Annotated in this window: 11 protein-coding genes and 1 tRNA gene; 11 read left to right on the forward strand and 1 reads right to left on the reverse strand. The window is 63.7% G+C overall.

Going from position 1 to position 11,991, the window contains the following annotated elements:
* Window positions 1-95: 95 nt before the first annotated feature.
* From IF12_RS26575 to IF12_RS0109070, 8 genes are all read left to right on the forward strand, one after another.
* Window positions 96-2,219 carry a PhoH family protein gene (locus IF12_RS26575; RefSeq protein WP_051704166.1) on the forward strand — a complete coding sequence of 708 codons (2,124 nt, stop codon included), beginning with the start codon at window positions 96-98 and terminating at the stop codon, window positions 2,217-2,219.
* Window positions 2,197-2,670 carry an rRNA maturation RNase YbeY gene (ybeY, locus tag IF12_RS0109040; protein ID WP_030157134.1) on the forward strand — a complete coding sequence of 158 codons (474 nt, stop codon included), beginning with the start codon at window positions 2,197-2,199 and terminating at the stop codon, window positions 2,668-2,670. Before IF12_RS26575 ends, ybeY begins: the two co-directional genes overlap by 23 nt.
* 6 nt (window positions 2,671-2,676) lie before the next feature.
* Complete coding sequence (locus tag IF12_RS0109045; RefSeq protein ID WP_081913425.1) at window positions 2,677-3,993, forward strand: hemolysin family protein; 1,317 nt, start codon at window positions 2,677-2,679, stop codon at window positions 3,991-3,993.
* A 22-nt stretch (window positions 3,994-4,015) separates the two neighbouring features.
* A complete protein-coding gene (locus tag IF12_RS0109050; protein ID WP_035748758.1) occupies window positions 4,016-4,339 on the forward strand; it encodes a hypothetical protein in 324 nt (107 codons plus the stop codon).
* Window positions 4,332-5,231 carry a GTPase Era gene (era, locus tag IF12_RS0109055; protein WP_030157140.1) on the forward strand — a complete coding sequence of 300 codons (900 nt, stop codon included), beginning with the start codon at window positions 4,332-4,334 and terminating at the stop codon, window positions 5,229-5,231. Before IF12_RS0109050 ends, era begins: the two co-directional genes overlap by 8 nt.
* Window positions 5,232-5,237: 6 nt before the next feature.
* On the forward strand, window positions 5,238-5,696 hold the full coding sequence (locus tag IF12_RS0109060) for a DUF6508 domain-containing protein (protein ID WP_030157143.1): 459 nt from the start codon (window positions 5,238-5,240) through the stop codon (window positions 5,694-5,696).
* Between the two features lie 116 nt (window positions 5,697-5,812).
* Window positions 5,813-5,886, forward strand: a tRNA-Met gene (locus IF12_RS0109065).
* 224 nt (window positions 5,887-6,110) lie between these two features.
* Window positions 6,111-6,875, forward strand: a complete 765-nt coding sequence (locus IF12_RS0109070; protein ID WP_133884189.1) for a hypothetical protein — start codon at window positions 6,111-6,113, stop codon at window positions 6,873-6,875.
* A gap of 275 nt (window positions 6,876-7,150) precedes the next feature.
* Here IF12_RS0109070 and IF12_RS25545 read toward each other — a convergent pair whose 3' ends face one another.
* Entirely contained in the window at window positions 7,151-8,074 is a 924-nt protein-coding gene (locus IF12_RS25545; RefSeq protein ID WP_133884190.1) for a hypothetical protein, read from the reverse strand.
* Window positions 8,075-8,276: 202 nt separating this feature from the next.
* Here IF12_RS25545 and IF12_RS0109075 point away from each other — a divergent pair, with 202 nt between their 5' ends.
* The 3 genes from IF12_RS0109075 to IF12_RS24845 all read left to right on the forward strand — a co-directional run bounded on the left by IF12_RS0109075 (window position 8,277) and on the right by IF12_RS24845 (window position 11,975).
* Window positions 8,277-10,229 carry an ATP-binding protein gene (locus tag IF12_RS0109075; RefSeq protein WP_051704167.1) on the forward strand — a complete coding sequence of 651 codons (1,953 nt, stop codon included), beginning with the start codon at window positions 8,277-8,279 and terminating at the stop codon, window positions 10,227-10,229.
* Window positions 10,230-10,395: 166 nt separating this feature from the next.
* A complete protein-coding gene (locus IF12_RS27170) occupies window positions 10,396-10,722 on the forward strand; it encodes a helix-turn-helix transcriptional regulator (RefSeq protein ID WP_081913426.1) in 327 nt (108 codons plus the stop codon).
* A complete protein-coding gene (locus IF12_RS24845; protein ID WP_133884191.1) occupies window positions 10,722-11,975 on the forward strand; it encodes an AIPR family protein in 1,254 nt (417 codons plus the stop codon). The genes IF12_RS27170 and IF12_RS24845 overlap by 1 nt, the downstream gene beginning before the upstream one ends.
* The last annotated feature ends 16 nt before the right edge of the window (window positions 11,976-11,991 follow it).

The following is an 11,991-nucleotide window of genomic DNA, read 5'->3' on the forward strand; positions in this document are numbered from 1 at the left end:
GGGAACTACCATTGAGACCTCGCAAGCAGCGGCCCGAAGGCCGCTGAGGATCGCAACTGGAAGCAGGTGGCGAACAGCCCGCAAGGGCGAAGCCTATGACCGACCGCTCTGACAACGGCCAGCACACTTCGACGATCACGTCCACGATCACCGTCGGCGACCAGCGCTCACTGATGGCGCTGCTCGGCCAAGCCGACGAGAACCTGCGCTACATCGAACGCCGCAATCCCGGCGTCGACCTCCACGTGCGCGGGGACACCATCACCCTCACCGGACTCAACGGCGCGCTGCACGCCGCCGAACGACTCGTGAAGGAGCTGCTCGCCTTGATCGAGAACGGCGAGAACGTCGACCCCGACATCATCCGGCGCACCGAGAACATGCTCAAGGCCGCTCCCGGCGAGCGACCCGTGGACGTGCTCACGCAGGACATCATCTCCAAGCGAGGCAAGGCCATCCGGCCCAAGACCCTCGGTCAGAAGCGCTACGTCGAGGCCATCGACGAGAACACCATCGTCTTCGGGATCGGCCCCGCCGGCACCGGCAAGACCTACCTCGCCATGGCCAAGGCCGTGCAGGCGCTCCAGGCCAAGGAGATCACCCGGATCATCCTCACCCGCCCCGCCGTCGAGGCCGGCGAGAAGCTCGGCTTCCTCCCCGGCACGCTGTTCGAGAAGATCGACCCCTACCTGCGCCCGCTCTACGACGCGCTGCACGACATGATCGACCCCGGCTCCATCCCCAAGCTCATGGAGTCCGGCACCATCGAAGTCGCCCCCCTGGCCTTCATGCGCGGCCGGGCGCACCCGGTGTCCACCAATGTCCTGACACCCGACGGCTGGCGTGAGATCGGGGACCTGGAGGTCGGGGACCTGGTGGTCGGATCGAACGGTGAACCGACTCCAGTCCTCGGTGTCTTCCCACAGGGGAAGAAGGAGATCTTCCGGGTAACGACACAGGACGACGCGTTCGTGCATGCCACGGCCGAACACCTGTGGGCGGTCAAGACCGCTTCCGACAAGCGCCGCGGCAAGCCCTATCGGATCCTCGAAACCCAGGAGATGATCGACGACCTCCGCGTCTTCCACCAGCGGAAATACGAGCTTCCGCTCATCTCCAAGCCGGTGGAGTTTCCCGAGCGAGACCTCTCGATGGACCCGTACGCGCTCGGACTGCTGCTCGGCGACGGATGCCTCACCGGTACCACCACGCCGTCGTTCAGCACGGCGGACCCTGAGCTCGCCACGGCTCTCGAAGACGCGCTTCCCGGCATCGAACTGCGCCACACGTCCGGCCCCGATTACGTGCTCAACCGTGTCAAGTCTCTGGGTGACACGGTGACCATCACCAACCCTGTGACGGCGATCCTCCGTGAACTCGAACTGATCGGCGCGAAGTCGCACAACAAATTCATCCCAGAGGACTACCGCTTCAACACGCCTGAAGCGCGCCTAGCACTGCTCCAAGGACTGCTTGACTCGGACGGCGGCCCGGTCGCACAAAAAGACCGCACCTGCCGAATCCAATACACCACGACCTCGATCATCCTCCACGACCACGTGATCGAGCTCGTGCAATCGCTCGGCGGCATCGCCTACAGCCGCAGGCGTCCCGCAGAAGGCCGGAAACCGGGTCTGGCGAAAGGCCGGGAAGTCCACTACCGCCAGGACGCCCATGTCATCGACATCAGGCTCCCCGAAGGCATCGAGCCCTTCCGACTCAAGCGGAAGGCGGACAAGTACCGCGAGTCCGGAGGCGGAGGCCGCCCCATGCGGTACATCGACTCCATCGAGCACGCCGGTGAAGAGGAAGCGGTCTGCATCCAAGTCGCAGCCGCAGACTCGCTGTACGTCACCGAGGACTACCTGGTCACGCACAACACGCTGAATGATGCGTTCATCATTCTCGACGAGGCGCAGAACACCACGCCCGAGCAGATGAAGATGTTCCTGACCCGGCTCGGCTTCGGCTCCAAGATCGTCGTCACCGGCGACATCACCCAGGTCGACCTCCCGAACCACGCCACCTCGGGCCTGCGCATCATCCGCGACATCCTCGAAGACCTGGACGACGTGCACTTCGCCTCCCTCTCGGCCGATGATGTGGTCCGCCACCAGTTGGTCAGCGATATCGTGAACGCCTACGAGAAGTGGGACGCCAAACGGGGCGACCCGAAGAAGGGGCAACGAGGAAACCGTGGGCATCGAGATCATCAATGAGTCCGGGCGCGAGGTCGACGAGGCGGGCATCCGCGCCGTCTCCGACTTCGCCCTCCACGAGATGGGGGTCAACCCGCTCGCCGAACTCTCGATCCTCATCGTCGACGTCGAGCACATGACCGAGCTCAACCGCCGCTGGATGGGCGGCACCGGACCCACCGACGTCCTCTCGTTCCCGATGGACGACGCCATGCCCGGCCGCCCCGACTCGGTCGAACCGGTCATGCCCGTCCTCGGCGACCTCGTCCTCTCCCCTGAAGTGGCCGAGGCCCAGGCCAAGGACGCCGGACACACCACCGCCGACGAACTGCACATGCTCTCCGTCCACGGCGTGCTCCACATCCTCGGCTACGACCACGCCGAACCCGAGCAGGCCAAGGAGATGTTCGGCCTGCAGAACCGGCTGCTCGACTCCTGGCGCGCCCAGCGCGCCGCCGCAGCGGAGAGTTAGGTACCGATGCTCCCGTATACGCTCCTGGCCACGGCTGTCGCACTGACCGCCGTGGCCGGGGCCGCCGCCATGGTCGACTCGGCCCTCATCGCCGTCTCGCCCGCCCGCGCCGCCGAACTCGCCGAGCAGCGCCGCCGCGGCGCCGAGTCGCTGGTGAAGATCACCGCCGACCTGCCGCGGCACCTCAACCTCCTCATCCTCCTGCGCCTCGCCTGCGAGGCCGCCGCCATCGCGATCGTCGCCGTCGTCGCCTTCGACACCTGGAACGACTCGTGGCTGGCCGTGGGCCTGTCCGCGGTGGTCATGACCATCGTGTCCTTCGTCGCCATCGGCGTCGGCCCGCGCACGCTCGGACGCCAGCACGCCTACCCGATCGCGCTGGCCGTGGCCGGGCCCGTCGCGCTGCTCAGCAAGGCCCTCGGGCCGTTCGCGAAGCTGCTCATCCTCATCGGCAACGCCGTCACCCCCGGCCGCGGTTTCCGCGAGGGGCCGTTCGCGACCTCCGAGATCGAGATCCGCGAGATGGTCGACGCCGCCGAGGCCCAGGGCACCGTCGACCACGAGGAGCGCGACATGATCGCCTCCGTGTTCGCCCTGGGCGACACCGTGGCCCGCGAGGTCATGGTGCCGCGCACCGCGATGGTGTGGCTCCCGGCCGACACCCTCGCCGACGAGGCGAAGCAGGTCGCGCTGCGCTCGGGCTTCTCCCGCATCCCCGTGGTGGGGGAGGATCTCGACGACGTGCGCGGCGTGGTCTACCTCAAGGACCTCGTGCGCCTCGAGGACGGCGCGAACCCGCCCGTCAGCGAGGTCATGCGGGCCGTCTCGTTCGTCCCCGACTCCAAACCCGTGGACGACCTGCTGCGGGACATGCAGACCGCGCGCATCCACATCGCCACGGTCGTCGACGAGTACGGCGGCACCGCCGGGCTCGTGACCATCGAGGACATCCTGGAGGAGATCGTCGGCGAGATCACCGACGAGTACGACAACGAGCTGCCGCCGGTCGCCTGGCTCGACGACCGCACCGCCCGGGTCACCGCCCGCCTCTCGGTGCAGGACCTCGCCGAGCTGTTCGACGTGGACCTGCCCGAACTCGACGTCGACACCGTCGCCGGATTGCTCGCCGCCGAGCTCGGCAAGGTCCCGCTCGCGGGCGACCGGGCGCGCCTGGCCGGACTCGAGCTGACCGCCGAAGGTACCGTTGGCCGCCGCAACCGCATCGAGACGGTGCGCGTCGCGCGCCTGCCCGAACCCGGGATCGACGCCGATGCCGCGAAGGCGTCCGGCGCGAACGACGAGAGGCACGAGATCAATGTCTGACCTGACCGCAGGCGACCTGACACTGGAAGACCTGGACGCCGAGGACGCGAAGCTCGCCACCCTCGCCCGAGGCGCCGCCGGACGGGTCCATCAGACCACCGGCGCCGCCGTGCGCGACGGCATCGGCCGCACCTACGCCTCGGCGGCGGTCGACCTGCCCTCCCTCAAGCTCACCGCCCTCCAAGCCGCGGTCGCCCAGGCCTTCGCGGCGGGCGCCGACAAACTCGAAGCGGCGGTCGTCTTCGGCGCGAACGCCGACGCGGACGGCCTCCGGGCCGCTCAAGAGATCAGTGCCGACCTGGTCGCCTACACGGTGATCCGCAAAGAGGTGAACCGTCTTGCCTAGCAATGACTTCCATGCAGGCTTCGCCTGCTTCGTAGGCCGCCCGAATGCGGGCAAGTCCACGCTGACCAACGCGATCATGGGCCAGAAGATCGCGATCACCTCGAAGCGGCCGCAGACGACCCGTCACGTGGTCCGAGCGATCCTGCACCGCCCCGACTCCCAGCTCATCCTCGTCGACACGCCGGGCCTGCACCGCCCGCGCACCCTGCTCGGCGAGCGCCTCAACGACCTCGTGCGCCAGACGTGGTCCGAAGTGGACGTCATCGGGCTGTGCCTGCCCGCCAACGAGAAGCCCGGCCCCGGCGACAAGTTCATCTCCAGCGAGATCAGCAAGCTCCACGCGAAGGTGGTCGCGGTCGTCACCAAGATCGACCTCGTCTCGAAGGACACGCTCGTCCGCCACCTCACCAACGTCGAGGCCCTCGCGGACTTCGCCGACATCGTGCCGGTCTCGGCCAAGACCGGCGAGAACCTGGAGACGCTCGTGGAGGTCCTCTCGGGCCACCTGCCCGAGTCGCCGCAGCTGTACCCGGACGGGATGATCACCGAGGAGCCCGAGCGGGTCATGATGGCCGAGCTCATCCGCGAGGCCGCCCTCGAAGGCGTCCGCGACGAGCTGCCGCACTCCCTCGCCGTCGTCATCGAGGACATCGAGGACGAGGACTCCGACGGCGGCCCGCGCAAGAAGATCTGGGCCGAGATCTTCGTCGAGCGCGACAGCCAGAAGGGCATCGTCATCGGCAAGGGCGGCGAGCGGCTCAAGCGGGTGGGCACCAAGGCCCGCAAGGGCATCGCCCAGCTCATCGGGGGTCGCGTCTACCTCGACCTGCACGTGCGGGTCGCCAAGGACTGGCAGCGGGACCCCAAGCTGCTCGAACGCCTGGGCTTCTAGCCGGCCGTGTCCGAGGTCGCTGACGCCGACATCGTGGCGCGCATGGCCGCGGCTCCGGCCGCGGCCTGGGAGCGCCTGTTCGCCCTCGCGGACGCGCTCACCGAGGCCGACTTCGACGTGCCCTGGGGCGGCGGCCAGAGGACCCCGAGCGGCGCGATCACGATGCCGTTCCCGATGTACGGCGACACCGTCCAGGAGATCCGCAACCTGCTCGGCGAAGTCGCGGTCACGCCGTTCGACTGGCCGGCCTGGCTCAGTGCCCACCCTGAGGCGCTCAGCCCCGAGGCCATCGCCGCCGCCGGCCCGGCGACCGCGGCGCGGGCGGCCACGGCGGTCCTCCGCGGCGAGCGCTTCAGTGAGGGCACCATCGAGGCAGCCCTGCGAGACGGCGTCTTCACGGCGATCCTGGAGCGCCTCCGCCGCTGGTACACGGCCGAACACGGCCTCAGCGAACCGCGGCCGTGACATGCGACGGCCGTGCGCACCGTATGCGCGAATAGGCGCGGGATTGCGCGGTGACCGCACTCACCGAGCCCCACTTTGCGGGTCCATTCCAGCATGATGTACAGTTATCTCAACGACGCGGGATAGAGCAGCTCGGTAGCTCGCCAGGCTCATAACCTGGAGGTCGGTGGTTCAAATCCGCCTCCCGCTACAAAGAAAGTCCAGCTGAGAGCCGGTTTCCTTGAATAAGGGGACCGGCTCTTTTGGTTCTCGCTTGTCGTTCGCTTGTTGTGACTCCCCAGGATGCCTCGGCATTCGCGAGTACGGAACTCTCTGTGAGCGTGACTTCGATCACTACTCTGATCGATCAGCGGGATCTGCCCGTTCAGTATGTCGGGGAGGTCTGAACTCAGGACATGAAGGACAATAGGGACTGTGCAGATCCTGACGCAACTGATACCGGGCCTACGAGAGCCTCGCAACTCGTTCATGGCAGGTCTTGTCTGGGTGGCCGCTGCTTGGGTGTTTGCAGTTTCTCAGACCTGGTCCGGCGAGCTCGCGGCATTTGGCGGGAAGGTCGCGGCCCTCAGCGATTGGGCGGGAATATTCGCCACGCTCGGCTCCATCGCAGTGGTGGCAGTGCTCGTCGGCATCGCCGCGCGAAGCATCAGTCACCCGCTAACCTGGATCATCCGTCGCGAGACGATCGTTCGCGAGCTTCGGGGCGAGGTCACCGCTCGCTGCGACCGGTCAAGCGTCTCTGATGCCGACCGTTCGAGAATTCTTCACGCCTACGAAGGGGACGCCCGAGCAGAGGCCACGCAGGTTGAAGTGACGCTCTTGCAAGAGGACGGTGTGCCGTACGAACGCCTCGACCGGCTCGGACATGAAGCTGATCTCAGGGCGGAACTCCTTCTGCCCCTACTGGTCCTTACCGTGGTGCTGACCTTCACTGTTACGTTGTGGAGCCTGCTTCTTCTAGTGATTGTCGCTGGAGTCGCCTGGCAGACGTGGACTCGTGCTCAAGTCTGGGCAAGAGCTGTGGCGGGCCGCTCCGAGCTGATTCCTGCGATCAACGCTGCACTCTCCACTGTCGGCAACCTAGCGGGGCCTAACCGGAAACTCTCAGATGACGGGCGCTCCGTCTACTCCGGCCAGCGCCTGGTGGTCGATCCACCGGCGCTTGTAAGTGAGAACTGACGTTGAAGTGGAGATCGAAGCACGCGAAGGAAGAAGAAGCGGGATGTAGCATCCCGGCCGTAAAGTAGGAACGATACGGGCGGATCTCGGCGCAAGCCCTTGGCGAAAGTCAGTCTTATGCTGCGTATGGTGAGCCACGCTCTTTGCCGTAAAGTGCGGCGTCGTGATCCGGCGTTCGGAGGCAGGGCGTGCCGTAAGGACGGCTGGCAGGCTGCTATTGAGTCACGTAATCTTCTGCGAAGACCTGTCCTGTTGCATCACTTACGAACTGATTATCAAGCGTCGGAAAGTTCAAGGGCTCCCGGTGAAAGGCGTTCGACATGAAGCATGACAAGCGTCCCATCGGCATCGCATCGTTCGTGTGGTGGCACCTTGCAGGAGGGGCATTGGCGGTGTCTCCACGTTTGGTCGGATTCGAGGTACCACCGTGGAAGATCGGTCGTGCCCCAGGATTCGATGTAGGCGATGTTCTTGATGATGGTGTGGACGTTTGGGACCAGGAGTCCGTGGATTCCGTCGCGAGGACGTATCAGGTAGCGGTGATCGTCGGTGCGATCCCAGGTCGTGATGCTGCAACTGAGTTCGTCTCCCTTCCAGTGCTCTAGCTTCTGGAACGGGTACGCGAGCGGCTCCCAGTCGTTCGGTTCGGCGGTGAAACTCCACCCCCGACGGGTGCCGATTACCTCGGCGAGTTGCTCGAAATCGGGAGGCAGCGGTCGATACCACTCTTCTCCTGCTCCGAAGCCCGTCCGGGGAAGCCTCGCGGGCCAGCGCCAGGATTCGATCTCAGGCAGTCGTGAATCAAGGTCGAACGGCGAGGGCAGGTAGATCGCGGTGACGACTCCTGTGGTTCGGAGCAGGGGGTTGTCCGTGCCGGTGATCAAGCTGGCCTCTTCGGCTTCGCCTTCGCAATCTTCTTCGTCGAAGATGAACTTCACCGAGGGAGGGAAGAGCACACCGCAGGCGGCTGAGAATGTGGTGCCGAGCAGACGGCAGGACGGCGGAGGAACTGCCGTACCCTCGACACGAGGGATTGAGGGGCTGTAGGTCCAAAGGTCCGAAGTTGGATGCTTCTCCCAGCCGGTCCGGGCATCGAGGCTCCCTTGAATCAAAGCGCTCCAACGTGTTGATTTGGAGGAGTCATCACTGGTTCCAGGATGCGGACCAACCAGTTTTTCGTCGACGCAGTAGTGCTTCATGGATCTCCAGTTCGGTATCACGGTGCTTCTCACCCAGGTCCACATCATGATCCCGCCCGAAGTCCGCTGAACTTGGCAACCACTCCGACTCCTTCGAAATAATCGACGGACTGCCGTGATACCCTTCGAGCTCCTTTCTCATTTGCGTGATAAAGCTGTTCGGGGCATTGCGTGCGATTGCCTGGAGTGGAACACTGGAGCGATGTCGCGACTGACGGTATCTGTCCAGGATGACCACCTTGACGGCTTGGTGAAGGGTCCGCTCGCCGCGGTGTCCGAGTTGATATGGAACGCGCTCGACGCGGACGCGACCGAAGTGTTGGTTACGACCGAGTCCAACAGTCTGGGTGGGACCGAGTCCGTCGTGATTGCTGACAACGGTTCTGGCATTTCGCCTGAGCAGGCCGATCGCGAGTTCGGGAATCTGGGTGGTTCCTGGAAGAAGACGGTCCTCAAGACCCAGGAGGGACGGGTGTTGCATGGGCGGTTCGGTCGCGGCCGGTGGGCCGCCTATGGCCTCGGCAGTCTGGTCGACTGGACCTCCATCACAGAATCCGATGACGGGACCTTGACAGAACTGGTGATCTCTGGCCGCCAGAGTGCGCTCAAGGAGTTCCAGACCTCCGAGCCGCTCGGCGCCGAGCCGGGAGCGACGCCGGGGACTGTAGTGACGGTGCGAAACGTCCATGCCAAGGCTGATGCGTTCTTGTCCAGGGACGACGTCATCAACGACCTCACCTCCGTGTTCGCGCTGTATCTCTCGAAGTACCCAGCCACTGTGGGTATCCTGGGGACCGCAATCGACCCTGAAGCCGCGCAGCAGCACCGCGCCGAGATCCCTCTTGAGGTCGAGGGAGTCAGCGACGAGGTCACGTTGACGATCATCGAGTGGAAGATGACTGTCGAGCGCGCACTTCACATTTGTGACGAGACTGGGGTCTCGCTCAATCAGATGCCTCCCGGCATCCAGGCCCCCGGCTTTTCGTTCACCGCTTACCTGAAATGGACGGGCTTCCGGGAGCACTACGGCTCGGCGCCCCTGTCGCATGCTGAGGCACCGCTGCCGCAGATCATGAGTGCCGCCAAGGACGCGATGCGCACCCACTTCAAGGAGCGCACAGACCAAAGAGGTAATGAGCTGGTGCAGTCTTGGAAGGATGACCGCACCTACCCGTACGAAGGCGAGCCGACGGGCCAGTTCGAACGTTCCGAACGGGAGCTGTTCAATGTCGTTGCGCTTGCTGCGGCACCGGCGGTCGAGAACGTGGATCGTCGGTCGCGGAAGCTGTCGCTGCGGCTGCTGCGTGAGACGCTTGAGACCAGCCCTGAAAGCCTGCACAGCGTCCTGGCCGAGGTTCTTGTCCTCCCCGAGACCCAGCGCGAGGAACTGCGTCAGCTGCTGGAGCGGACCAGCTTCGGGGCCGTCATCGCCTCAGCGCGGGCTATCACCGACCGACTTGATTTCCTCGCCGGCCTCGAAGCGATCGTCTTTGACCCGGTCCTGAAGAAGAAGACGAAGGAGCGCAGCCAGCTCCATCGCATCCTCGCGAAAGAGACATGGATCTTCCGCGAGGAGTACGCCCTGACCGCCGACGACAACACCCTCACCACCGCGCTCAAGGCCCACACCGGTCTCCTCGGCCGCGAAGACCTCGCCCCCGAAGAACTCGAGGCCGGCGAAGTTCTCGACCTCGACGGCAACCGCGCCGTCGTTGACCTCATGCTCAGCCGTGTGATCGAACACCACGCTGACCACCGCGAACATGTGGTGATCGAGCTGAAGCGCCCCTCGGTGCACATCGGTAATGACGAACTTGCGCAGATCACGAAGTACGCCAACACCGTCGCCAACGACCCCCGATTTGCAGCCACCGACACCCGCTGGGAGTTCTGGATCGTCGGCGACGTCATCAAGGACGAACTCAATATGATGATCAACCAGGCCAACCGTGAACCAGGGGTCGCTGTGGACTACAACAACACGGTGGTTCGCGTCGTCACCTGGGCGAGCATCATCCAGGCCGCACGGCACCGGCTGAACTTCGTCAAACACTCGCTGGACTACGCCGCCACCACTGAAGGTGGCATGGACTACCTCCACCGCACTCACGAGAAGTACCTCCCCAGTGAACGACCGGCTTCCGACGCCGCCTGATCGCAGGCGAACACGACCCCAGAGGCGTCACGAATCTCTCGACTCAGACGACGGGGCTGCGAAGCAGGTCGTTGCGAGTCAGCCTTGTTGGAGGGCAAACCTACTCCCGTAGGTCCCGCACGGGCCCGTCGCGTTCTGTCAAATCTACCTAAGTAGAGTTAGCGGCATGAGTTATCCGTTCCGGATCACGCCAGCGACGCTTGATGTGCTGACGGTCCTGCTCAGCGGTCAAGACAAGTTGTACGGGTTGAAGATCGCGAGAGAGATTGGCCGGGCGACCGGCAGCGTTGCGCCGATCCTGATGAGGTTGGAGAACTGCGGGTGGGTCCAGAGCCGTTGGGAGGATTCCTCGAAGGAAGATCGCGGTCCAAGGCGTCGCTTCTACGAGCTTGATCCCGAAGTCCTAGGGGCTGCGCGTGCTTTGGTGCAATCTCGAAGGGTTCAGCCTCATGCGCCTAGCAGAGCGCTGCGTCCTACCCTTGGGGAGGCGTAGTGGGGGCAAGTGTTTGGATCTTCCTGCTCACCGCCATCGCACTTCCTTTGGTTCTCGCAGAGGCCGGGGACTGGGCGCCGTGGGCTGCGCGCAGAATCGCGTCGTGGGCTGCTCGACGACTGGGCAAAGCCGAGTCAGTCTCTCGCTATGAGTCGGAATGGCACGCAGAACTCAACGAGATTCCCGGCAAGTTGTCACAGCTTGGGGCTGCCCTCGGGTTCGTTATCAATCTTCCTCGCATGGTCCCGCAGATTCGAATGCGCGAGGCCCTGAAAAGCAGTCAGGGTGAAGAAGGTCAATCCGTTTCGTCGAAGGAGAAGACAACAGAGATGACTGTCGACAGGATGGATGAGCTCCGACGCGCGGTTTGGGGTGCGGAATTCAGTCTGCGGGTGAGGTTCGAGGATTTTCAGCTGGTTCAGGGTCCGCTGCGAACTTTTACAGGAACCGTAACGGCGATGGATATCCTAGATTGGTACGAAACCTATGGTGAAGCCCTGTTCCAGGAGAACATCAGAAGCTTTCTGGGTGAGAGATCTGAATCTCACTACCTTGAGGAGGTCATCCATCACAACCCCGAATTGCTCTGGCATACCACCAATGGTGTGACACTTTTGGCGCAAGGCGGGGCATGGAATATTGGCGGCAGTGTAGATGTAAGTACTCCATCGGTAATTAGTGGTGCGTCCACAATTCTTGCGATCTCACGTGCGCTCCGCTCCACTCGTGGAGACCTTACGCAGGCCAGGGTGCAAGTTCGAGTTTGTGATACCGCCGATCAGGGTGCTGGCTCCATTCAGAAAATCGTCAATGCTTACTCCTCCTGGGAAGGCAGATTCTCGGGACTCCCGTTCATGAATCCGCGTCAGCGCGTTTCACCGGCTACTTGGGCGCGTAGGCGAAGGCAAGACATTACGAAGACTCTGATCTCAAAGCACGCAATTAGCGATGGAACTGAACTGAAGTTCATTTCAGCAAACAGTTCATATCGTGAAGCGGCTAGTCAATGGATCGCGGATGACCCGAATCGCGGGGTAGCGGAGTGGGACAACAATGGCGGCCAAAAGCCGTTGAGATGGCAGGTCGACGGGAAGCTCTACTCAGTGGCCGGACTGGCTTTGAAAATATTGCAAGACTCGGGCATAAACCCGACTTCAGTATTCGGTCCACGCTTCTGGGTACTTGACGACGGAACAACGCTTGCCGAGGTGGCAGATCGATTGCTTCATGAAGAGCGAGATCCTGATTCGTAGCTTACGCTGTTCCAGA

Source organism: Glycomyces sp. NRRL B-16210 (genome assembly GCF_000719515.1).
Taxonomy (GTDB): Bacteria; Actinomycetota; Actinomycetes; order Mycobacteriales; family Micromonosporaceae; genus Glycomyces.